The organism is Pseudoalteromonas sp. Angola-7 (assembly GCF_028599255.1).
Classification (GTDB): domain Bacteria; phylum Pseudomonadota; class Gammaproteobacteria; order Enterobacterales; family Alteromonadaceae; genus Pseudoalteromonas; species Pseudoalteromonas atlantica.
Genome location: NZ_JAQREL010000018.1, coordinates 1 through 22,256, shown reverse-complemented (window position 1 = coordinate 22,256; position 22,256 = coordinate 1). Strand labels below are relative to the sequence as shown.

The window sequence follows — 22,256 nt, the reverse complement described above, 5'->3', positions numbered from 1 at the left end:
CTGTATATGGTAAGTATACAGATAGACTCTAAAATAACCACTCAATCGGTTTTTTAGAGGTCTGCCATGAAAAGCGCAGCGCTATATCTCACAACAGTGTTAATTTGGGGCTCTACGTGGCTCGCGATTTCGTTTCAGCTAGGCGATATTGCTGTGGAGCTTTCTTTGTTTTATCGCTTTGCCATAGCAGCTGCATGTATGTGGCTATTTGTGGCCTACAAAAAGCCTAATATGCGATTTTCGTTAGTCGATCATGGCTTTTTTGCTTTATTGGCCATTTCTAACTTTGGCTTAAATTATTTGCTTTTGTATTGGGCACAAAACTACCTCTCATCGGCAATGGCCTCTATTGCATTTTCAATGTTGCTAATAATGAACATAGTCAACACCCGTTTATTTTTTGCAAAGCCCATTGCCAAACGTATTTACTGCGGCGCGTTAATCGGCGTGGTGGGTATTATTTGTCTGTTTTGGCCGCATTTACAGCAATTCGACTTGAGTAATGGGGCGTTGGTCGGGTTACTACTTGCCCTTGGGGGTACCTTTGTGGCTTCATTGGGCAATATGATTAGTGTACGTAATTCTAATCGTCAAATAGGTGTGCTGCAGGGTAACGCATGGGGCATGTTATATAGCGCAGTAGGTTTAGCCGTTTATGTATTAATAAATGGTATAACGGTCAGTTTTAGTGCCCCTACCAGCTATTGGCTGTCGCTATTGTATTTATCTGTTTTTGGTACTGTGATTGCGTTTGGCTGCTATTTTGCCTTGTTAAAAAACATTGGCCCCGAAAAAGCAAGTTACGCCATAGTGCTGTTTCCGTTAGTGGCCGTTGCATTAAGCAGCTTTTTTGAAGGCTTTGAATGGCATGCAAACACCTTTGCCGGCTTTAGTTTAGTACTACTGGGTAATGCAATTGTACTTACCCCCACAAAAAGAATTAACGCCTTTTTAGCAAGCCGCTGCGTTGCTAAAAATGGCTCCGTCCCCAGTTAGAGGCGTTTTTAACGCACTAACACAAAAGCGCCTACCCTACTGTAGGCGCTTTTTTATTGGTATATGAAAATTAATAGCCTGCTCCTGGATAGCAATAACCGCGGGCGTAACACCTACTAGCTCGCCATCGGCCTCAATTAATAAGTTTTTAGTATTAATATGCGCCTGTTTGAGTTGGCTATAAGTAAGCTTTTTTAAAGTATGGTGGCGCTTAAAAATTAATTTAATAAAGCTATATAAATGATCAACAAGACTACCCGCTTGCATTTGGTAGCAATCAAGCAGTCCATCATCAATTTTAGCCCTAGGTGCTATTTTAATGCCGCCACCAAAATACTGAGAGTTCGCAAATACAGTTATTAAATTTTGATAGCTACATTGCTTATTTAAAAATGCTCCACTTAGTGTGCTTGCTTTGTAAGTAAAGAGCGATTTAAAACTCGTCCACTTATAGCGCCAAGCTGACATGCTTTGTAAATGACCCAACTGCTTAATTACATGAGCATCAAAACCAACACCAGCCACATTAATAAAGTAACGAGTATTAATTTTACCTACATCAATTAAGTGTGTGGGGGCATTAAAAATAGCGTTTTGCCACTGTTTAGCTGTGCAATGAAAGCGACGCGCAAAATCGTTGCCCGTACCACAAGGTAATATTGCCAAACTACATGCACTGTTAATCACGCCATTAAGTGCCAAATTAAGCGTGCCATCGCCACCAATAGCCACTGCTATTTGGCTTTTTTGTGCATTCAATTTAACGTTTGCTAAGTCGTACTCAAAATTGCCTGTCGTTTTAACCGTAATATAGAGAATATTTTTCTTCTGGCATGTTTTTTTAAGCCAATCGAGGTGATCTAACACCACGTTTTTTACGCTCGGTTTAACTATTATTAACAACTGCAAGTAATTTATCTCCTATTAGCCAGTACACCAGCATAAATAAGAATTAAGTTAAAATTAATTTATCTGAATAATTAATCATAAAAGTGCGTAAAAATTTACTAAAAACATTAACAAATACAAAAAATACTTATAAAACAAATCAAAACCTAATTCCCCTGATTAAATAACTATGCAAAATGTGCACTTAGTAGTTTTAATTAAAAACAAAACAATGCAAATTCAGATAAAAATAACTAATAGCCAAGCCTTAGTTTATATTGTTGTATTTTTAAACAAAAAAGAGTCAAAATGCTCGCGATTTAAACACATACACCTTGGAGCAAAGACATGAACCCAATAAACACCCTAAACCAAAATGCAGCAGCCCACGTTGGCGTAAAACCAACTAACCGTAAAGCTAAAATGCTTGCTAAATTAAACCGTATGGGCAAAAAGTTAGCATTAAACAGCGCCGCGCAATACAAATAATCAACCTTGTTATGATTATTAAGCAGGGGCAGTAAACAACTAACCACTATTGAAAGCGCTTCTTTAGCTCCCTTAGTTTGCTGCCACCCTTTAATTTTTAGTTTAAATCCTTCTAATTTCCCTCTATTTACAAAAAAAACCGTAATTACGCCTACTTTTTAAGCAAACAGTTTATTTGCTATTTACACGACGGTATCACCTAAGTATTATTCTGCGTCACGGAGAGATGGCAGAGTGGTCGAATGCACCGGTCTTGAAAACCGGCATAGGTTTGTAGCCTATCTAGGGTTCAAATCCCTATCTCTCCACCACTATTTAATTAATGGTATGAATAAACTACCGTTAATACAATCTGTTATGCGTTGGAGAGGTGTCCGAGTGGCCGAAGGAGCTCCCCTGCTAAGGGAGTATAGAGTTTGTAGCTCTATCGAGGGTTCGAATCCCTCCTTCTCCACCATTTCTTATTAAAAACCGCTTAGTTGCGGTTTTTTTGTGCCTAAAATTTAACAACCCATGTATCCAAGGAGGGTGAGAGCCCTCGATAGGGTTCGATAAAATGTCTGGAACACTTTAAGCCGCCGTAGGCGTCGCGGAGCAATTAATTACATGGATGTAATTAAGCTAATCCCTCCTTCTCCACCATTTCTTATCAAAAACCGCTTAGTTGCGGTTTTTTTGTGCCTGAAATTTAACAGCCAATGTATCCAAGGAGGGTGAGAGCCCTCGCTAGGGTTCGATAAAATATCTGGAACAGTTTAAGCCGCCGCAGGCGTCGCGAAGCAATTAATTACATGGATGTAATTAAGCTAATCTCTTCTTCTCCACCATTTCTTATTAAAAGAGGTGAATCAAAACACATTGAATACACTGGGTAGTTACGGCATTATTAATAACAACTCCACTAACGTAAGTTTAATTATGTTTCGTTTAATTGCACCTTTAATAGGCCTTGTGGCTTTAAGTACACACGCAGCCCAAGACATTACGGTTTATAAATGCACAATTAAAGGAGTCGCTACATTTAGCCAAACACCCTGTGCTGACAATGCAGAAGTTATTAAGCTAAAACAGCCACTAGTTGCCGATAAGTACGGCAATAATGCAAACTCACCCGCAATGCCTGGTGCCTCTGTAGATAACTACATTGAGATTAAAAAAATTGATCGTGAAATTAAACGCCACCAGCTTACTATCAAAAACTATAAAGAAGACTTAGCCGACGCCAAACAACAAGCCAGCTATGTTACTCAAGATCAAGCTAATAGAATGGGCGCCGAATCAATAGCCGATGCGATAGCCACTAAAACTTCAGCGATTCAAAATCGCTATAACGCATTAATTAGCGCTGTAGAGCAACAAATCTCTATTTTACAGCAGCAAAAACAGCAGCTGAGCAAACAACCTTAACTGCTAAATAAGCAGTTTACACATTGCGCAAGGTACACCTTTTACAACATATATTAAAAAATACCGCAAATAACATACTGTTCGCTATACTGATATTTAAAATTAAGTACTTTTAAAAAGTCAGGGAGCTATGTGAAAAATTTTAACTCAAAATATCATTCAGTTATCTTTTACATAATTTTTTCATTAGCGTACTTTTTAATTGGTATTTCACTCACTAAGCTCGCCTTTAATACTCAAATTATCCCGGTATGGTTACCTGCAGGTATTGCCTTAGTTGGATGCTATATGTGGTGGTGGCGCTTCATTCCAGCGCTTTTTATAGCAGCCTTTGCTTTTAACTTTAATATTTTTGACAGCACAGCTCACGATATGGTGTTAGTTGGCAATACCTTCAGCCAAGCCATGTATATTGCTATTGGCATTGTATTGCAGGCAATGGTGGGGGCTGGTTTACTTAAATATTGGCTTGGACACCCGCTGTATTTTAAAAAACGCGCAAGTATCATTTATTTTATTTTTGTTGTGGGCATTGCGGTTAGTTTAATTTCAGCAAATTTTGGGGTGTTTGCGCTGAGCCAATTTAACTCCGCATACGATATTAAAGATCATTGGCAAAATGTGTTATTTTGGTGGTTAGGAGACTCATTAGGCGTAATTATTGCCACTCCTCTGCTGTTGGTGCTTACTCAGTTTAAGGGGCAAAATAGGCCTATATCGCCGCTGCCTACGTTAGCGGTATGTAGTATTTTATTTGTATCTGTTGCAGTAACTACTCAGCTTTATAACCAAGAAAACAGACAAAATACCGTTAAAGTCGCCGAGCGAGAAGCTCACATTATTGAAAATAGCTTATATCGCTACATCAACCAAAGTTTAATAGCGGTGCAAAGCTTAGCCAGCCAAGTACAATCTAACCCTGATTTAAACCAACAAGACTTTTACGCCTACGCCAGCGAGTTACTGGCACAGCATTCGTTTATTAAAGCGCTTTCGTGGAATCAAAAAATAGCGCAAAGTGAGCGAGCTTCGTTTACCCAAGAAGTTGCCGATATATACCACCTAGACTTTGAAATTGTCGGCGAGCCCCTTGAACCAGACGATCCTATGGTCATCGTTAAATACATTGCCCCTTTTAATGGCAACCAAAAAGCGGTTGGTTTTAATGTGTACTCAAACCCAGACAGAAAAGCATCGCTAGTAAACCCTGCAATTAGGTATCAGCCAGTCAGCACTAAAATTATTCAGTTAGTGCAAACAGCTGAGCCTGAGCCTGCCTATCTGCTATTTGCCCCCGTGTACGAACAACAACAGCAAAAAGCTATTATAAAGGGGTACGCAACAGGTGTGTTTTTAGTGCGTAATATTATTGAGCAAGCGATTAACGAGCAACAATCAGAGATGTTTTCTATTGCGCTCTATGAAGATGTAAATAAGCCCGCATTTTATAGTAACTACGGCAAAAGTTTAAATATCGCTCAGGGCAGCCGTGTTATGAAACTAAAGCTCAGCTTTGGTGGGCAAACATGGAATGCACATTTAGCTTTAAAAGAGAAATACCTTGCCCCCCATAATAACCAATTAACACTGTTTTTAATGGCCTTACAATTGGTGGTATGTGCCTTAATTTTAATTGTTTTACTGCTTTTTAATCAGCAACAAATTGCCCTTACCCGAAAAGTCGCAGAGCGCACCCATTCGCTTGCGCAAGCTAAAAAGCAATCTGACTTAGCTAATCAGGCTAAAAGCCGATTTTTAGCCAATATGAGCCATGAAATACGCACACCATTAAATGCAGTTATTGGCTTTTCATCATTAGCGCGCAAAGAAGACAACGCACACACTCTTATTGGTTACTTAGACAAAATAAACTCTTCATCTAAAAGCTTACTAAACCTGATTAACGACATACTCGATATTTCAAAAATTGAATCACATAAGCTTAAGCTAGAAAGCACAGCATTTGACCTACATGCAATTATTAAGCGTATTAACACAATGTTTGAAGCCAGTGCAGCCAATAAAGGCATTGGCTGGCAGGTTAGCAGTCATCTTCCGGTAGATACTTGGTATGTAGGCGACCCTTTACGCTTTGAGCAAGTAGTGCTAAACCTTTGCAGCAACGCGATAAAATTTACAGAGCAAGGCAAAGTAGAGGTAGACTTTAGCGGAGAGTTTATCAGTACTGACAAAGTTAAAATAACCGTAACCGTTACAGATACGGGTATTGGCATAAAGCCTACCCAGCAGTCCAAGCTATTTAGTGCCTTTACCCAAGCAGACGACTCAACATCAAGGCGATACGGTGGCACAGGTCTGGGCTTAACTGTAGTAAAAGAACTCAGTAAATTAATGGGCGGTAACGTCACATTACAGAGCGAACCAAACGTTGGCTCTACGTTTAAATTTGACGTTGAGCTTCGCACCAGCCCAGTACAAGAGCAAGCCGAGCTTGTATACTCGGGTACTAAATTGGCGGCCTTAAAAGTGCTAGTAGCAGAAGATAACCCGGTAAACCAAATGGTAATTAAAGCCATGCTAGGCTCATTAGGTATTGTTGCCCATATTGTCGAAAATGGTGAAGCGGCAGTAGATATAGCAAAAGAGCAACACTTTGACTTAATTTTAATGGACTGCCAAATGCCAATAATGGATGGTTACAGAGCCACCGCCCTAATTAGGCAATTTAAAAGTGAGGTAGAGCTGCCTATTATTGCGCTGACCGCCGATGTTATGCCTGAGGATAAAGCCCATGCTCAAGCCGTTGGTTTTAATCAGCATCTTGCAAAACCGCTAGAACTGGTTAAGCTAACCGCGTGCTTAGCCCAATACGCCGAAATTGAAGAGCACTAATACAGTAATGCGCTAAATAAATGCGCTTGTGTTAACTTAGTTTAAAACGCCACCACCCACTATAAAGCAGCCCAAGGTAAGCAGTAATGGCAACTTTTACCCACCAATGGTTTAGTGATATTAACCAGATAGACGTACACGAATGGACTCGATTATTCGGTAATGAACCTTTTACCCGCCATGCATTTTTATATGCATTAGAGCAAAGCCACTGTGTAAATAGCGAGACAGGCTGGCAGCCTCAGCACTTAGCGGTTTATGAAGCTGACAAATTAGTCGCACTCGCACCTGGGTATTTAAAAAGCCACTCTTACGGAGAGTATGTTTTTGATTGGGCATGGGCAGAAGCCTACGAGCAACACGGATTAGCCTATTACCCTAAATGGCTAAGCGGTGTACCTTTTAGCCCTATTGAAGGCCAGCGTATTGCCATTGCACATACGAATACACAAAGCGTATACGAGTACATAAAAAAGCAATTAAATTTAACCAGTGTGGAGCAAGGTTGGTCTGGCTGGCATGTTAACTTTTGCCCAAAGGTTCAAGCTCAAGCCCTGTGTACTGACGAAATAATGCAGCGCGTAGGCGTGCAGTTTCAATGGTTTAATAAAGGCTTTAAAACCTTTGACGATTTTTTAAATACACTCACCGCACGCAAACGAAAAACGCTAAAAAAAGAGCGAGCTAAAATAGCACAGCAAAATATTACCATTGAATGGCTGCAAGGCTCGCACCTAAGCCCTGAAACAATGCAGCTATTTTGTGAGTTTTATCAGCGTACTTATTTAAAACGTTCTGGGCATTTAGGGTATTTAAATATTGAGTTTTTTACTTTATTACAGGCACTAATGGGCGATCAGCTAATTGTTATGCTTGCCAAAAAAGACAACAAAATAGTGGCAGCAACGCTAAGCTTACAAGGTGAAAATACCTTGTATGGCCGCTATTGGGGCGCCAGCGAAGAAATAGACTCCCTTCATTTTGAGCTGTGTTACTACCAAGGGATTGAATTTGCGATTAAGCATAACTTACATTGCTTTCACTCCGGCGCTCAAGGTGAGCATAAAATACCTCGTGGGTTTGAGCCTGTTTTTACCTACTCTAGCCACTATATTGTTGAACCCGACTTTAGAGCAGCAATAAACGACTACCTAAAGCGAGAACGCCAACATATGACAATTTATAAAACGCAGTGCGCTGATTTACTGCCGTTTAAAAACCAATAACTGATTGTTAGCTGGCATAGCTGTATCACTTATGAGTGTAAGGCCTGCTTCTGTTGCTAATTGCTCTATGGTCTCAAAATCACGAATGCCGCTAAATGGGTCACGCTGTGTTAAAAAGCGATCGAACTCTTCATTACTTGCACTTGTAAACTGCCCTTGGTATTTGAAAGGGCCATAAATACACACGACTCCCTGGCTTGCTAAGTGCGTTGAAACCCCTTTAAAAAATTGCTCAACCAACTGCCAACTTACAATATGAAACGTATTTGCTGTGTAAATGGCATCTACGTTATTTATCGGCCATGCATAATTCAAATCAAGCTCAAGAGGGCCGTGTAAATTAGTTAAATTTGCCTCCTTATGCCATAAATTTATGCCCTCATGGTTTATACGGCGATCACTTGTATACCACTGTAAATGCGGCAATTGCTCAGCAAAAAACACACTATGCTGCCCCGTACCCGAGCCTACTTCGAGTACCGATTTTGTCTTATTAAAAGCCGTTTTAAGCACCTCTAAAATAGGACCCTTATTGTTTTCACACGCTTGTGAGAAAGGTTTGATCATGACCTGCACCAATATTGAAACTTATTGCACAACATTAACGCAAAAAAATGGCACTGAACAATTAAAGTTTTATAGATAATTTATAAAAGTGAGTTAATTCATGGCACTAAAATAAAAATAAGGCGATGGTATGTATTATGCTTTAATTAAATCAACCCTAAGTAGGGTGTATTACCAATATTAAATACGAGGATAAAATTATGCATACTCCCCCTTACACCGCTGTAGACGCTGTGGTCTCAGTGACAGAAAAAAGCACCGAAAAACCAAGTAGCACCTGTGATAGTAGAGCCACTGTAATCGACTTACTTTCTCACTGTAACCAAAATCAACAGGCGCTAAAAAAACATGAAACAGACCAAATATTCATTCTTGGCTATAATTGATACTCAATTAAACGCTGCAAATAATTTTTATAATAACTGTTTACACTGAAACCGATTAAATGTAATGATAACTATTATCGTTAACTTAAATCGGTTTTTTTATGTCTCCCTTTCAGGCATTACAGCCTTATCATCATGAACTTGCTTGTAACTGCTTACGCCCAGGCTTACATGCGCCTATGGTGGTAGCTCACTACATAGAAACCGCTTTAAACGTTGCTAAAAGCTTTGAAAAACAGCGTAACCCCTTACTACAAGAGTTATATTTATTACGCACTCACCATGAAATTATCAATAAAATGTGCGACCCTCTAATACACAATGCCATTCGTAAGCAGTGCCTTGAGCAATTATATAAACCCTTATTGGCATTAAAACGCTTTTACTATGCACATAACGATACTGAAAAATTTTTAAAACTTGAGCGCGAAGCTCGCGTACTCAGTCACGAATTTAACCCTTTTTAAGGAGCGACTTATGAGCAATTTTAGAACCGAATCCGACAGCATGGGTGAATTACAGGTCCCTAGTGATGCGCTATACCAAGCGCAAACCCAGCGTGCAGTTAACAACTTTGCTATTAGCGGCTTAACTATGCCAAAACAGTTTGTAACAGCGCTTGCATACATTAAGCAAGCTGCAGCACAAAGTAACTTTGAGCTAAATCACTTAAGTAAAAGTAAAGCCAACGCTATTGAGCAAGCATGCCAACAAATTATTGATGGCGAGCATTACGAGCACTTCCCGGTTGATATTTTCCAAACTGGCTCAGGCACCAGCTCGAACATGAACGCTAATGAAGTTATCGCAACGCTTGCAACCCGCATTGGTAATGAGCCAGTTCACCCCAACGATGATGTAAATATGGGGCAAAGCTCTAACGATGTAGTGCCTACAGCCATTGCACTAAGTAGTGCTATTAACGTGGTTTATGAATTGCTGCCCTCTCTTGAAAAACTATCGCAGAGTTTAGAGCAAAAAAAGGCAGACGTTGGCAAAATAGTTAAAACAGGCCGCACGCATTTAATGGATGCCATGCCCGTTACATTTGAGCAAACGCTAAGCGCGTGGCAATCACAAGTAAATAATGCAGCCTCAGGCATTCGCCATAGCTTAGAGCGAGTATGTGAGCTTGCCCAAGGCGGGACTGCTGTTGGTACGGGTATAAATGCTGATGGCGAATTTGCCTCAAAGTTAGCTAAAAACTTAAGCGCAAATGTGGGTATAAGTTTTAAGCCAAGCAGTAATTTTTTTTACAATATTGGCTCGCAAGATGCCATTGTAGCGCTCTCAGGTCAGCTAAAAGTGCTCGCTGTAGCACAAATGAAAATAGCCAATGACTTACGCTGGATGAACTCAGGCCCACTTGCCGGGCTTGGCGAAATAGAGCTTGAAGCACTGCAACCTGGCTCGTCGATTATGCCGGGTAAAGTAAACCCGGTGATCCCAGAAGCGGCAGCCATGGTAAGCGCTCAAGTTATAGGTAACGATGCAACCATCACTGTGGCAGGCCAAGCCGGTAATTTTGAGCTAAACGTAATGCTACCTGTTATTGCGCACAATATTTTACAAAGCATTGAGTTACTTGCTAATAGCGCCCAAGCATTGGCAGATAAAGCCATTGCGAGTTTTAAAGTAAACCAGCCCAATATTGATAAAGCACTGGCCAAAAATCCAATTTTAGTGACAGCGCTTAATCCGGTGATCGGTTACGAAAAAGCAGCCAAAATAGCTAAGCAAGCCTACAAAGAAGCCCGCCCAATTATTGATGTCGCAGAGCAAGAAACCGACCTTCCACGCAGTGAATTAGAAACACTGCTTAACCCCACTAAACTTACCCAAGGCGGTTTATAAAGGTAAATCTAAAACGGCTTTAATTACTTGATAATATAGTTTTTATTGCCGTTAAAAATGCACCGTGTATGATAGTGATGAATAATTCATCACTATCAAGGTTTGTTATGCGTACTCCACTGTTAGCCCTACTTTTACCACTTTGTTTAACTGCATGCCTCGAAACAACATCGCAAGATGCACCAACTAACTCGGTGAACGAGCTTAAAGAAGTACCGCATAAAGAAGCACCTCAACAAACCAGCAGTGAAAACAAGCACAAAACCCCTACTGATGCATCGCAACCCATAAAAACCGCTTTAAAAGCAGTATCACTTAACGACATTAAAACCGCAAAAAGCGAGCTTAATACGTTAATTGCCAATACACAGTGCGATACCTCGGCACAATGTAAGGTTATGCCTGTAGGAAGCAAAGCCTGCGGCGGACCAAGTGATTATGTTGTTTACTCAACAAAATCAGCTAAAGAGGGGCAAGTCAGTTCGCTTGCAAAGCAAATATCAACGCTTGAAAAAGCCTACAACACACAAAATGAAATGATGAGCACGTGCCAGCATTTAACTTCGCCAAGCACGCAGTGTGTTGAAAATAAATGTGTTAAACTTGAAGGTTCAGCGGTAAGTGTATTTTAAGGACAAGGTTATGAGTTGTTTACCATCAGCAATTAAATTATCAATTGTGAGTGTTGCCACCAGCGCTATGCTATTACTTAGCGGCTGTGCGAGCACATCATCAAGTACTGAGCAAAATCAGAATTTGTCTGACTTGAACTACGATCTTAATAACATTGTTAGTGATAATAGTTGCACCGCAAGCTTTCAATGTAAGGTACTCGAAGTAGGTGCACGAGCATGTGGTGGGCCAAGTAAGTATGTTGTGTATTCAACACTTAATACCTCTCAAGAGCACGCCGAAGAAGTTGCCCAAAAAATTACACAACAACAAAAAGCGCAAAACAAAGCGCAAGGTTTAACCGATTGCTCACCGGTACTTGAGGTACAAACCCTGTGTATTAATCAGCAATGCCAGGCATTTGATATAAAATAGCGCAAACGCCAATTTCAGCGTTAACCTATAAAAGGTATAAACGCTGAAATAACCACCACCAGCACCACACAAATTCCTGCTTTAACAATATATTTCATTGGCATTTCTTTTTTTACCCAGTACGCATAAATAAATCGCACAAAGTAACTTGCAGCTGTGCCAAATAAAGCAAAAATAATTAAGTAAGCAATTAAAATAATATTCATATAAATCTAAATTAACTACTTAGTGTTTTTTTTAGTATGAGCAATTAATAACTCTGCTACTTGTTGCTTTACGGCTCGCTTATCATCACTTTGGACATTAAACCGCGTTGCAAGTTGGGCTATTTCATCATCGTTTAAATTAAACGATAGGCGCTGACGTGTTTTTTTAGACTTTACATCTAAGCCTAAAATTTTACGGATCATATCTGAGGGCGTAAGCTCTTGGTCAATGGCCTGCTTTTTTATCGACTTTTGTACTTCGCTGCTTAAATCAAATGCCATTTGTGTGGCACGCACGGCTTGCTCTTGACGTAACCACTTGTCTTTAGCATCACTCACTTCGCATCTCCTGGAAACAAGTCGACTATATCGGTAATAGGGCGTGTTAGCGTTAGTGACACTTCGGTCTCACCGCCATCCCATATTTCAATATTTAAGCCATGCCCTTCGTCTGGCGATGCTAAGCAAATCATTTCACAAGGTTCGCCACCCTCTTGCTCATAGCGCGGTAATGACTGGCCACGAAAATCTTTGTTATGGAAATAGCACACATAAGGCGATTCACTTTGCTGATAGCTTTTAGCTAAAAACTGCATAAACTGCTCTGGCGTATTTTGTACCTGTATATGAGTTAACGACTCTTCATCAAAAATACGTGAAAATTCGTCTAGCCCAAATATTTCCTCTACGTCGTCACGCTGAATTTTGATTGAGAAATTAGCCCACTGCTCGCCATCATCTTGCTCAATTTGTAAAAATACCACCTGTCCGCTGTTTGTCTCTAGCACAAACTCAGTATCACTACTGTGCTGATATTGATAGGTTTGAATATCAATAACACGCAGCGTTTGCCCTTTTAACCACGACGGATACGCAAATGAATCGATAACGCTAAACATGTCACCTTTTTTAAGCTCACTTGCATGGTTAAGCTGACGTTCTGGCTCTTTTTTTGATTTGAAAAAATTAAACATAATGAGGCATCCCTTAAGCAAAAAAGGTAACTAAGCCACGCTTAATTACCTTTTATTATAAATGTACGAACTGTTAGCCGTTTTGCTTGGCTTTAATGCGCGCTAAAATATCGGCACTTTTTGGGCTTGTATCGCCAATACCGGCTTCAGCCATTTTTGCTTTTAAATCGTCGCCATTTGTATCTGACTCAAGCTCTTTTGCAGCACCTAACTGGTCGCTACGATCTTGCTGGCGCTGTTTAATACGCTCAAGCGACTGACGAGCCGATGTCATAGACGAGCTATTGGTATTAAGCGTGCTGTTAACCGCCATTGTTGCTTGCTGTACGCTTTCTGTGGTTTTAACCATAGTAAGCTGACGTTGGTTTTCTTTAATCGACTTTTCAGCGTCTTTAACTTGTTGTTTAAGCGCTACAATATGATTGCTAAAACCTGCTAATACTTGCTCGTTTTCAGCTTTTTCAGCTTCAAAGTCGCCAATTTTTTCGGCAATTTCTAATGCTAAGGCTTCGTTACCTTTTTCCAGTGCTTGACCTGCATATGCTTCGTGCTCAGCAATTGACGCATCAACTGCGCTAATTTTACGCTTAGTTTGCATTTCTTTAGCCATTACTTCTGTAAGGCTCTTTTTAGCACGATTAAGTGCATTTTGCGCATCTGCTATTTCTTGTTCAAAAATACGAATGCCGTTTGCATCTACAATTGCTTCGCCCGCTTCACGCGCACCGCCACGTACTGCTGTAAATAATTTTTTTAATATACTCATAATCTTAACTCCACTAACTAGTTACTAATCGTTTAAATACAAGGTCACGGCTTCTAGTGCGTCAATAGCGTTGTCAGCTAGTGTCACTAGTTCGTGGGTAATATCATCTAATGATGAATTTACCGACAGTGCACCAAAAATCGCGTATTTGTTATCGATTTTAGCAAATGCACTCAGTGGAATTGGCACGTTTAAACGTAGTAGTGTTTCGTTTAACTCGTTGCGTAATTCACTTTTTACTTCATCTTCGCCAAACAAGTAGCTAATACATAACAACTGCTCTTGTGTTTGCGTAACAAAAATTGGAAGTTCATCGTTTCCATCAACTATGACTTGTAAAACATCTTGCTCACCAGGATTGGCAATCAAGAAAGACTCAAAGTTAGCGCCTTCTGTTTCAAAAGAAGCTAATTTTATTGAAAGTTCATTTAATTCCATGTCTCTGCCTTTTTGCTGTTTGACATATTATGTCTGAGTTAAGATTCGCATGACCGACATATTATGTCAACCATGTTTTATTAATTTTTATACAATTCGCTTTCTATCTGCCACGCATTACGGTAGTAATCATATAGCTGACCCGAACCTAACCTATTGACCTCAATACTTTTAACTTGTTCAAAATACTGGTTAGGAAATACAAAGCTGGCTAATAAATATTCTTTACTTACCCACCTTGATGGCACCGGCATAGCGCTTATATTTTTAATTCGCCCACTGGCTGGTTGACCCATTTTAGTGGCTATTGTCCACCCCCATTGCCCAAACGAAGGAATATTTTGCTGGTACTGCTCAACATAATCAAAACCCGCCGCTTTTACCGTTTTAGCAATACTTAAAAATGCTTTTTTGGCATGATAAGGCGAGGTAGACTGCACAGCCATTGCGCCATCGGGAGCTAACAATTGACGTACATGGTTATAAAAATAGTCGCTGTACATTTTGTTTAAATCGGGATGATTAGGGTCCGGCAAGTCAATTAAAATAGTGTCAAATTGCTTACCTTGATCAAGGAGCCTTTCAACCTCTAAAAATGCATCTCCCACAATAATATTGGCGCGCGGGTCTAACATCGAGTGTTTATTTAGCGCTAATAACCGCTTACTTATAGACTCAGGCGCTGTAAAATCACCGTCTTTATGGCCAAATAAATTAAGCAGCTGTGCATCTAAATCAATTAACGTTACGTCGTTCACTGGCCACTTTAAAACATCTCTAAGGGCAAGCCCGTCGCCACCACCAATAATTAATACGCTATCGTGCCGGTTTGATGCGAGCATTGCCGGATACACCAGCATTGAGTGATATATTTGCTCATCAATACTCGAGAACTGTAAACGCCCATTTAAATACAAGTCGGTAATAGGCGCTGGCTGGTTTTTACTTAAGCGCTCGGTTAATACTACATGCTGGTATTTAGTTGCTTGTGAGTAAATAACTTTATCTTTATAAAGTACATTACTTAAGCTGTTCATCCAGCTACTTCCCATCACTAAAATAAACCCAAACAGTGCCAGTAACACTATATGGCAGATCAGAAGTGCCTTAGCAAAGCGCACATGAGCATGGTAGCGCCATAAAAAGGCGAGCCCTGCCAGTATATTAAAAAGAGCTGTCCACGCTGCAGCTTGCATTATAGGCATCGCCAGCATAATGCTTACCCAAATAGCCGCACCAATACCCGCGCCAATATAATCGGCACCATAAATAGTGCCTGCATTGTTTTCTAAAAAACGCCCGTACACATGTTGGCGAATACGTGCAATAAGCGGTATTTCCATACCAATAAATAAACCCAGTACTAAACCAAACACATACGGTAAAAAGCGTGACCACTCTTGCAGCTTTTGAAATACATAGCCATTGAGAACAACATCTGGAGGTAAATTAAAAATACTAGAAAACAAATGAGGAAGTGAATAACTTACAGCAATTACACCGGCTATAGCCAAAATACAGCCCATGCCAACTAGGGCAATAATACTTTCAAGCCAAGCAAAAGCGGTAAAGGCATCTTTAAACCAACGGGCTAAAAATGCGCCTAAGCCCATGGCAACTATCATTGTGCCAATCATGGCATAGATAGCACTCTCTACAGAGCCCAGTACCCGCCCTGCATAATGCGAAAGTAAGTATTCATAAATAAGGCCGCACCCAGCGAGTACGGCCATAACAGTTATTAGTAAAATATCGTGCCCAAGTAAACGTGATTTACTTGGGCTAGTTGTAGTTGATGACACTGATTATGCGCCTAGTAAGGTTGCCATAGTAATACCCACAGCAAACGACACTGCAGCAGAAATAGCACCTACACCTACATTTTTCTGACGGTTAACTTCATCTGAAATATCACAACCTGATAAAATTATTTTGATGGTGATTAAATGCAAAATGATGAATGCCACTAAACTTACAATCGCGCTAATAGCCCAATAAAGCAGGCTAGCATTAATGTTATCGGCCGCATACGGTGCAATACCTGATGCCGCAGTAATAGCTAAGGCACTTCCTACTAAAAAACCTGCGTAGCGTATACCTACAGCTAAATTGCCATCAATAATGGCTTGTTGTAAACAATCACCGCTTTTATTGGTACGCTTAAATAATTGTACGCGGTATTGGCTTACAAGCAGTAGTGCAACACTGCCAATAATAAAGGCAGCAATAACGATAGGCAGCCCGTGCCAACCCTCTGTTGCTACCCATAAAAGTGCAGAGCGAATCACAATAGCCACACTCACTACATGACCAAAGTCGATAATAGAGGCCGTTACGTTACCTTTTACAATTTCGTCGTGCAGGCTGACTTTGCGAAGCGCGACCTTGTCTTGAAAAAAGTGGCCTAATTTAATCAGTACAATGGCTAATACACCATAGCCTAGCATTTGCAGGGCTTCTTGTTGTAACGACGCAGCAAAGGCGCCACTACTCACACCCGTTAATACAATGGCAAGTGCAACTAAGCCTGCCGCAAAGCTAATACCAAAAGCAAAGTTATCGCGTTCTGTTATTTCGTCATTTGCATGAAGGTTTGAAACCCAGCCCTTAATGTATTTTAGGCTTACAAATAACATCACTATAATTGCAAAATCAATCGCCAAAGCTTGTAGCGACCACGTAGTTATTCCATTAAATTCGTACATATTTCTAACTCCAACTTATTCTTTACTTACCACGGCTCACGCCACGAGAGGTTCTGCTACCGCTATTGCGTACCGATCCAGAGCTGTTGCTATAACTACTCGAACGCGAGTAACTACTGCGGCTTTTAGGCGGTGTATAACTACTGCGGCTTAAACCCGAGGCACCCGTTTTTTTGCTCGCATAAGGGCTAGTAAACTGTTTGCCTTGGCGTTGGTACGATTGACGCGTACGCGTTTCTAAAGCACTTTGCGTTTTAATTTGTTTAGGGCTTGAGTAACGATAGCGGCCGTAATCGTTGTAATAGCTATATTTACGGCGGCTGCTCCAACGTCCGTATTCAACACGGTCAAATACATCGCCTAAAATACGGTACATGCCATACCACTGCCAAAAGCTAATACCATTACTATTAGTTTGCCAGTTACCGTAATTAGGGTTGCCCACCAATTGATTACCCTCGCCTGCGCCCTCTGCCTCTTTACTAATAGCACCAACGCGCGCAAGGCTGCCCTTAGACATATCCGCTAGCATATTAATCGGGTCAGTTAACGCATCAGAAAACAGCGTAGGCTTAGCCGCCTCACGTAGTAAATCAATACTGTGTAGCGTATCTTCGTAAGGAGGGATTAAATAAGTGCCTTTAATATCTTTAAGTCGTTGTGTTAAACCACTGTAAAGGGCACCCTGCCTTGTAGCATCAAGGGTAATTACATCAACAACCTGACTAAGTTCTGGCTGTTGCTGTTTAAGGAGTTTGCCATATTCTTTAAGCAATACAGCATTACGTATAGTCCCATTATCAAGCGCGGTACCAAGCTGTGCAAGCTCAACATCTGCCTTTTTAATAGACTCTTGAATTGTTTGTTGTAGTTGCTCTTCTTTAGATTGACAACCCATAAGCACTGCAAACAAACAAAACAGGCTCATAAGTTTCCAAGCTTTTATATTCGACATTCATGTCACCTGATTTAATAAATAACCGCATTAGTCTTACACAGGTCACTTATTAAGCCAAGAATGAAATTGCAACAAAGTAAGTCTGCCTAAAATAAAATAACCAGCTATAGTTACTCTATGAATTTAAACACATTCTTTTACTTACGAATTTAGTAAGTAACATCAGCGCTACGCGTAAGCCTTCTATTAATAAATAACAACAATAAGTAATAACTCTTTTAGTGAAAGAGCATGACAGTAAGAAGGGATTTGGCTAAATGTTTCATAGTATTCGTAACAAATTTATTATTATTACGACTTGTTTAATTGTACTAAGCGCTAGTTTTGTTTTTTATTTAGCAATTAATGAGCACGAGGATTTATACCGCCAATCAGTTGAAGAAAACCTCGATGCTATGTCATCAAATATTTCAGATAATTTGTTACGTGTTATGTCGCAAGAGATAGATTTATTTTCTATTACAACTGAGCTTTTGGGGTTAGATAGGTACGAGCACATAAAGTTTGTAAATGTATTTGATAGTAATTGGCAGCTAATACAGTCCTACGTGCACCCTAATTACTTAAAGTACGAGGACTTTTCTCCACAGTTACAAGGGATCAAACCACAAAGTTTGCCCCGTACCGTCAGTGTTACTAATCAAGGCTTAGTTGCCTTAAAAACAATTGGTGAGGAGCAGTTCCCTGTAGGCTACTTATTAATTGTTCAGGATTTTAATAAGCCCCTCAATGAAAGCAAAGCGAGCTTATTTTATAGTGCAGCCCCTATCGTTATTTTTAGTATCGTGATCACCATCATCATCTCTTTTTGGATATACCAACATTTATTAAGCCCGCTATTAAAACTTTCTAAATTTACACAAAAAGTAGAAAAAACAACTAACTATCAACTCCAATACCAGGGCTCAGGCAACGACGAAGTATCGCAACTTGGCAAAGATATTAATAACTTACTTAACACTATTAATGCCCAAGTGCTCACTAATCAAAAAAACACCGCACAACTACTAAAGCAAAAGCAATCAATGGAGCACTTAGCTAACTTCGATATATTAACTGGCTTACCTAATCGCATGTTTATTATGGGCTTACTAAAAGAAGAATTAACACGCTGTAAAAATAATCATCAAGATATAGCAATTATGTTTTTTGACGTAGATAGCTTTAAAGGTGTTAACGATACACTTGGCCATGAAACGGGCGACCTACTTTTAAAGGCGGTCGCTAGTAATATTAAAAAGCACTTACGCGAAAACGATGTTATTGCACGCTTAGGGGGTGATGAGTTTTTAATAATGCTGCGTAATATAAATAATTACACCGACGTTATTAATATTGCGGAGCAAATTATCAGCTCAATGCAAACGCCTTTTACTATTAACCAGTGGGATATACCCACCGGGGTAAGTATTGGTATTGCCCATGCTAAAGAGGCCGAGTTTGACATTAATACGTTAATTAGTAATGCAGACATCGCAATGTATGCCTCAAAAGAAAAAGGTAAAGGGTCGTACACCGTTTTCCATAGAAAAATGTTAGAAAACAGCAAGCGAATGGCTCAAGTGGCTAATTTAATTAGTCATGCGATTGCGCAAAATGAGTTTGAAGTTGTGTATCAGTTAAAAATAGCTGCCAATGGTGAGGCTAATGGCCTTGAAGCCCTTATTAGGTGGCACAGTGAAGAGCTTGGCTTTATTTCACCAGGCGAATTCATACCCATTGCAGAGCAAGCAGGTAAAATAAAAGCAATCACGCAGTGGGTTGTCTCCAGGGTATTTCAAGATTTACCCACACTAAAGCAAACTATAGGTAACCATGTACTCGTTTCTTTAAACCTATCGAGCCATGACCTTAAAGATAATCACTTTATTGATGTTGTAAAAAATAAATTGGTTAAATACAACGTCGACATTGCAAATATCCAGTTTGAAATAACCGAATCAAGCTATCTCGATAATTTTGAAAACTCCAATAAATTCTTTAACCAAATAAAACAAATGGGTGGGTCTATAGCCCTTGATGATTTTGGAACGGGTTATTCATCGCTAAGCTACCTTACAAAAATAGATATCGATACCATCAAAATTGACCGTATGTTCGTTAATCAATTTGACAGCTCAGAAAAGGATGCGGCAGTATTAAAGGCCATACTCGATTTAAGTAAACGCCTGGGTTTAAAAGTATGTAGTGAGGGTATAGAAACAGCCAGCCAGGCTAACTACCTAATTAAAAATGGCAGTGATGAAATGCAAGGGTATTATTTTGCAAAGCCTGTAACCATAGCACACATTCCAGCAGCTAAAGCCCAAGCAAAAGAGGCATTTAAAGCGCTAATTTTAAAATAAGTCAGCGCTACTAGTTAACCATAAATTAAGGCGTTAGCGTTACAACAGTTAGCTCGTCCGGAATTTTTGTATCAGCAGGTAAATAAGCAACTGCATTTTCTTCTTTCAATAAATACGCAATAATTTCTTTAGTCGAGCTAAATTCTACGGGTGGCTTGCTACGCCCTGTAAATCTCATCTGAGCCCAATAAGCCTGAATTCTCGATTCGGTTAAACCAACCAATTTCGTATTAAAGTCGATTCGTAACGGGTTTCCGGCGGGTAAATTTACTGCTTTAAATTGACGACTCATCGCGCCGCCCATATAAATATGGCGAATTTGCTGCTTACTCAAAGCTAAGTTTTTATTGGCCGTATTAACAACAATGATCACTTTAGTGATGTGGCTATTATCCGCGTAGGCTTGTACGCTAATAAACAATAATGACCAAGTAAAAATACACAGCAGTATTATATGTCTAATCACGTAAGTTAACTTAGAGTACATCATCAAAATACCCAATCTAAGCCAATAAGGTAAAGATTCGTTTTTCTATTAAAGCTAACATCCTCAGGGATAACAAAAAAAGAATTACTAACCTCATCGCCCTCTAAAGCAGATACTTCCGCCTTTAACGCCAGATTAGGTAGCACATCCCATCGTATACCAAGTGTCCATGTTTTTAGTGAGTCGGGCGCCGACTCTGCAAACACGCTGTTATAAGCCTGTGCCAGCTGATCAAGCTCTACATTAGCACCAATAGGGATTTCATTCTGATTGGCATTAATTTCTACATCGCTGTCTGCAAAGGTTAAATGATAAGTAAAAGGTGCATTGTTATAGCCTACGGTTAAGTAATAGCTTCGTATAGTCGGAATTATATCTAACTGTGTTTTAATCTTTACCCATTCACCTCTAAAAAAATAATCTAAATTATCATAAATAACACCAAATTGATCTGCATGCGCACTGCCCTGCGTTGTCAGCGACGCCGCACTTTGGCTAAAATTAAAATTCTCTAAAACATCTTGTAGTTGGTTAATCGATTTAAGATCTAACGCTATGTTACCGTTATACCTTGAAGCCCTAAATTCTATATTTTCAATATTCAACTTCCCTATCACACCCACTAAATTATCCACCTCAAAACCTGTTTTAAAAGGGCCTATGCCAATACTTCCCGACTCTTCTCCATAGTACCCTTCAATACTGATATCAAAGTCATCTGAGCCACATTTGTAAATAGCATCAATACCATTAAATGTTTTAAATAAGTACGTGTCGTATACTTGTTGTGGCGGATTGATCCATGGGTATGCAAACCCTACATCAGAGAAGTCGCTCATTGTAAAAAATGGGGTTCGCAGCTTACCGATTTTTATCTGTAGGTTTGTTGTGGGCGTATAAGTTAAATACAGCCATTCAAGTCCACTCTCACCAGATACCGTTGTGCTATCGGATCTAAATAACCCTTGTGCTGTCACTGACCAGTTTGTATTAAACTGATACTCAGCTTGAAGACCTATTAAACTTGATGGTGAAAAGTTAATACTGTCATCGTAGCCTCTATATTCGACATCTTTTTCATCTAAATAACCACCAATAACACGTGCGTAGCCTGAAAAATCAAACTCATCCGATTTAGCCGGTAAATGGTGTAGGCTCACGATTAAAACGATTATCTGAAATATTTTATTTCGCATAGACACTCAGCAACTTAGATAAAAAAGCGCTGAATATTAAAAAGTAACGACATTTTATAATTCTGCAGAATAATTATTATGAGGTATAACTATAGTCAAAGTTAAAGAGTGTGGATCAAAATAGTCTGAACTAAAAGCTATTATTTTTATACATCTTAATAGATTAGTTAAGTAAAGAGACTTACTTGTACTGTAATACCAATTCGCTTAATTAAATGATCTATTTTGAGTTCTGTGGTGCGTGTTTCATCCGCGGGTTTCGTGATACTCAACCCACGCTACGGAGGTGATGGAGACTGTGCGAATAATATCTGGAATGTATTTTTACTTTTCTGCGGACGTAAAAAAGCCCGGCTCTTTCGAGTCGGGCTTTCTTGTATTTGGAGCCTGGCAATGTCCTACTTTCACATAGCAAATGCTACACTATCATCGGCGCTGTTTCGTTTCACTACTGAGTTCGGCATGGGG

At 39.8% G+C, this 22,256-nt stretch carries 23 protein-coding genes and 2 tRNA genes; 13 read left to right on the top strand and 12 right to left on the bottom strand.

Features of this window, described 5'->3' with window-relative positions:
* Positions 1-66 precede the first annotated feature (66 nt).
* A complete protein-coding gene (locus tag PSH50_RS18690; protein WP_055255371.1) occupies positions 67-996 on the top strand; it encodes a DMT family transporter in 930 nt (309 codons plus the stop codon).
* A 36-nt stretch (positions 997-1,032) separates the two neighbouring features.
* On the opposite strand, the gene PSH50_RS18685 is transcribed toward PSH50_RS18690, so the two are convergent.
* Positions 1,033-1,905 (bottom strand): diacylglycerol kinase family protein, encoded by an 873-nt coding sequence (locus PSH50_RS18685; RefSeq protein ID WP_273609971.1) that lies wholly within the window; start codon positions 1,903-1,905, stop codon positions 1,033-1,035.
* Between the two features lie 327 nt (positions 1,906-2,232).
* On the opposite strand from PSH50_RS18685, the gene PSH50_RS18680 reads away from it, so the two are divergent.
* From PSH50_RS18680 to PSH50_RS18655, 6 genes are all read left to right on the top strand, one after another.
* Complete coding sequence (locus PSH50_RS18680; protein ID WP_004589025.1) at positions 2,233-2,373, top strand: hypothetical protein; 141 nt, start codon at positions 2,233-2,235, stop codon at positions 2,371-2,373.
* A 220-nt stretch (positions 2,374-2,593) separates the two neighbouring features.
* Positions 2,594-2,684, top strand: a tRNA-Ser gene (locus tag PSH50_RS18675).
* Between the two features lie 53 nt (positions 2,685-2,737).
* Positions 2,738-2,830: transfer RNA gene (locus PSH50_RS18670), tRNA-Ser, on the top strand.
* Between the two features lie 461 nt (positions 2,831-3,291).
* Complete coding sequence (locus PSH50_RS18665; RefSeq protein ID WP_248444124.1) at positions 3,292-3,780, top strand: RNA-binding protein; 489 nt, start codon at positions 3,292-3,294, stop codon at positions 3,778-3,780.
* Positions 3,781-3,912: 132 nt separating this feature from the next.
* Positions 3,913-6,633: an ATP-binding protein gene (locus PSH50_RS18660; protein ID WP_273609970.1), complete on the top strand. Its 2,721-nt coding sequence runs from the start codon at positions 3,913-3,915 to the stop codon at positions 6,631-6,633.
* An 86-nt stretch (positions 6,634-6,719) separates the two neighbouring features.
* On the top strand, positions 6,720-7,859 hold the full coding sequence (locus tag PSH50_RS18655; RefSeq protein WP_273609969.1) for a GNAT family N-acetyltransferase: 1,140 nt from the start codon (positions 6,720-6,722) through the stop codon (positions 7,857-7,859).
* On the opposite strand, the gene PSH50_RS18650 is transcribed toward PSH50_RS18655, so the two are convergent.
* On the bottom strand, positions 7,836-8,426 hold the full coding sequence (locus tag PSH50_RS18650) for a DUF938 domain-containing protein (RefSeq protein WP_273609968.1): 591 nt from the start codon (positions 8,424-8,426) through the stop codon (positions 7,836-7,838). The genes PSH50_RS18655 and PSH50_RS18650 overlap by 24 nt on opposite strands.
* 200 nt (positions 8,427-8,626) lie before the next feature.
* Between PSH50_RS18650 and PSH50_RS18645 the strand changes: the two genes are divergently transcribed.
* The 5 genes from PSH50_RS18645 (at position 8,627) to PSH50_RS18625 (ending at position 11,713) form a co-directional block, all read left to right on the top strand.
* On the top strand, positions 8,627-8,812 hold the full coding sequence (locus PSH50_RS18645) for a hypothetical protein (RefSeq protein ID WP_004589148.1): 186 nt from the start codon (positions 8,627-8,629) through the stop codon (positions 8,810-8,812).
* Positions 8,813-8,913: 101 nt separating this feature from the next.
* A complete protein-coding gene (locus tag PSH50_RS18640) occupies positions 8,914-9,279 on the top strand; it encodes a hypothetical protein (protein ID WP_004589147.1) in 366 nt (121 codons plus the stop codon).
* 10 nt (positions 9,280-9,289) lie between these two features.
* Complete coding sequence (locus PSH50_RS18635; RefSeq protein WP_273609967.1) at positions 9,290-10,666, top strand: lyase family protein; 1,377 nt, start codon at positions 9,290-9,292, stop codon at positions 10,664-10,666.
* A gap of 107 nt (positions 10,667-10,773) precedes the next feature.
* The gene (locus PSH50_RS18630) at positions 10,774-11,298 is read left to right on the top strand and encodes a hypothetical protein (protein WP_273609966.1); all 525 of its coding nucleotides are present in this window, start codon (positions 10,774-10,776) and stop codon (positions 11,296-11,298) included.
* A 10-nt stretch (positions 11,299-11,308) separates the two neighbouring features.
* On the top strand, positions 11,309-11,713 hold the full coding sequence (locus PSH50_RS18625; RefSeq protein ID WP_029772226.1) for a hypothetical protein: 405 nt from the start codon (positions 11,309-11,311) through the stop codon (positions 11,711-11,713).
* Positions 11,714-11,733: 20 nt separating this feature from the next.
* On the opposite strand, the gene PSH50_RS18620 is transcribed toward PSH50_RS18625, so the two are convergent.
* The 8 genes from PSH50_RS18620 to PSH50_RS18585 all read right to left on the bottom strand — a co-directional run bounded on the left by PSH50_RS18620 (position 11,734) and on the right by PSH50_RS18585 (position 17,757).
* Positions 11,734-11,919 (bottom strand): hypothetical protein, encoded by a 186-nt coding sequence (locus tag PSH50_RS18620; RefSeq protein WP_154945956.1) that lies wholly within the window; start codon positions 11,917-11,919, stop codon positions 11,734-11,736.
* A gap of 15 nt (positions 11,920-11,934) precedes the next feature.
* Positions 11,935-12,258, bottom strand: coding sequence for a hypothetical protein (locus tag PSH50_RS18615; RefSeq protein WP_029772225.1), 324 nt, complete (start codon positions 12,256-12,258; stop codon positions 11,935-11,937).
* Positions 12,255-12,893, bottom strand: coding sequence for a DUF4178 domain-containing protein (locus PSH50_RS18610; RefSeq protein ID WP_273609965.1), 639 nt, complete (start codon positions 12,891-12,893; stop codon positions 12,255-12,257). Before PSH50_RS18610 ends, PSH50_RS18615 begins: the two co-directional genes overlap by 4 nt.
* 73 nt (positions 12,894-12,966) lie before the next feature.
* On the bottom strand, positions 12,967-13,659 hold the full coding sequence (locus tag PSH50_RS18605; protein WP_004589140.1) for a PspA/IM30 family protein: 693 nt from the start codon (positions 13,657-13,659) through the stop codon (positions 12,967-12,969).
* Between the two features lie 24 nt (positions 13,660-13,683).
* Positions 13,684-14,097 (bottom strand): YjfI family protein, encoded by a 414-nt coding sequence (locus PSH50_RS18600; protein WP_004589139.1) that lies wholly within the window; start codon positions 14,095-14,097, stop codon positions 13,684-13,686.
* An 80-nt stretch (positions 14,098-14,177) separates the two neighbouring features.
* Positions 14,178-15,899, bottom strand: a complete 1,722-nt coding sequence (locus PSH50_RS18595; RefSeq protein WP_273609964.1) for a polyamine aminopropyltransferase — start codon at positions 15,897-15,899, stop codon at positions 14,178-14,180.
* 3 nt (positions 15,900-15,902) lie between these two features.
* The gene (locus tag PSH50_RS18590; RefSeq protein ID WP_273609963.1) at positions 15,903-16,802 is read right to left on the bottom strand and encodes a DUF350 domain-containing protein; all 900 of its coding nucleotides are present in this window, start codon (positions 16,800-16,802) and stop codon (positions 15,903-15,905) included.
* 22 nt (positions 16,803-16,824) lie between these two features.
* Complete coding sequence (locus tag PSH50_RS18585) at positions 16,825-17,757, bottom strand: hypothetical protein (protein ID WP_004589136.1); 933 nt, start codon at positions 17,755-17,757, stop codon at positions 16,825-16,827.
* A gap of 260 nt (positions 17,758-18,017) precedes the next feature.
* Here PSH50_RS18585 and PSH50_RS18580 point away from each other — a divergent pair, with 260 nt between their 5' ends.
* Positions 18,018-20,105: a bifunctional diguanylate cyclase/phosphodiesterase gene (locus tag PSH50_RS18580; RefSeq protein WP_273609962.1), complete on the top strand. Its 2,088-nt coding sequence runs from the start codon at positions 18,018-18,020 to the stop codon at positions 20,103-20,105.
* 25 nt (positions 20,106-20,130) lie between these two features.
* Here the strand turns inward: PSH50_RS18580 and PSH50_RS18575 are convergent, their stop codons facing one another.
* Complete coding sequence (locus tag PSH50_RS18575) at positions 20,131-20,571, bottom strand: hypothetical protein (RefSeq protein ID WP_273609961.1); 441 nt, start codon at positions 20,569-20,571, stop codon at positions 20,131-20,133.
* Positions 20,572-20,594: 23 nt separating this feature from the next.
* Positions 20,595-21,788 (bottom strand): hypothetical protein, encoded by a 1,194-nt coding sequence (locus tag PSH50_RS18570; RefSeq protein ID WP_273609960.1) that lies wholly within the window; start codon positions 21,786-21,788, stop codon positions 20,595-20,597.
* Positions 21,789-22,256: the final 468 nt, after the last annotated feature.

Excerpts from the sequence above, each read along its gene's own strand:
- PSH50_RS18690 (WP_055255371.1), top strand. The coding sequence starts at position 67 with ATGAAAAGCGCAGCGCTATATCTCACAACAGTGTTAATTTGGGGCTCT.
- PSH50_RS18680 (WP_004589025.1), top strand. The coding sequence starts at position 2,233 with ATGAACCCAATAAACACCCTAAACCAAAATGCAGCAGCCCACGTTGGC.
- PSH50_RS18665 (WP_248444124.1), top strand. The coding sequence starts at position 3,292 with ATGTTTCGTTTAATTGCACCTTTAATAGGCCTTGTGGCTTTAAGTACA.
- PSH50_RS18655 (WP_273609969.1), top strand. The coding sequence starts at position 6,720 with ATGGCAACTTTTACCCACCAATGGTTTAGTGATATTAACCAGATAGAC.
- PSH50_RS18650 (WP_273609968.1), bottom strand. The coding sequence starts at position 8,426 with ATGATCAAACCTTTCTCACAAGCGTGTGAAAACAATAAGGGTCCTATT.
- PSH50_RS18645 (WP_004589148.1), top strand. The coding sequence starts at position 8,627 with ATGCATACTCCCCCTTACACCGCTGTAGACGCTGTGGTCTCAGTGACA.
- PSH50_RS18640 (WP_004589147.1), top strand. The coding sequence starts at position 8,914 with ATGTCTCCCTTTCAGGCATTACAGCCTTATCATCATGAACTTGCTTGT.
- PSH50_RS18635 (WP_273609967.1), top strand. The coding sequence starts at position 9,290 with ATGAGCAATTTTAGAACCGAATCCGACAGCATGGGTGAATTACAGGTC.
- PSH50_RS18630 (WP_273609966.1), top strand. The coding sequence starts at position 10,774 with ATGCGTACTCCACTGTTAGCCCTACTTTTACCACTTTGTTTAACTGCA.
- PSH50_RS18625 (WP_029772226.1), top strand. The coding sequence starts at position 11,309 with ATGAGTTGTTTACCATCAGCAATTAAATTATCAATTGTGAGTGTTGCC.
- PSH50_RS18620 (WP_154945956.1), bottom strand. The coding sequence starts at position 11,919 with ATGAATATTATTTTAATTGCTTACTTAATTATTTTTGCTTTATTTGGC.
- PSH50_RS18610 (WP_273609965.1), bottom strand. The coding sequence starts at position 12,893 with ATGTTTAATTTTTTCAAATCAAAAAAAGAGCCAGAACGTCAGCTTAAC.
- PSH50_RS18605 (WP_004589140.1), bottom strand. The coding sequence starts at position 13,659 with ATGAGTATATTAAAAAAATTATTTACAGCAGTACGTGGCGGTGCGCGT.
- PSH50_RS18600 (WP_004589139.1), bottom strand. The coding sequence starts at position 14,097 with ATGGAATTAAATGAACTTTCAATAAAATTAGCTTCTTTTGAAACAGAA.
- PSH50_RS18590 (WP_273609963.1), bottom strand. The coding sequence starts at position 16,802 with ATGTACGAATTTAATGGAATAACTACGTGGTCGCTACAAGCTTTGGCG.
- PSH50_RS18585 (WP_004589136.1), bottom strand. The coding sequence starts at position 17,757 with ATGTCGAATATAAAAGCTTGGAAACTTATGAGCCTGTTTTGTTTGTTT.
- PSH50_RS18580 (WP_273609962.1), top strand. The coding sequence starts at position 18,018 with ATGTTTCATAGTATTCGTAACAAATTTATTATTATTACGACTTGTTTA.
- PSH50_RS18570 (WP_273609960.1), bottom strand. The coding sequence starts at position 21,788 with ATGCGAAATAAAATATTTCAGATAATCGTTTTAATCGTGAGCCTACAC.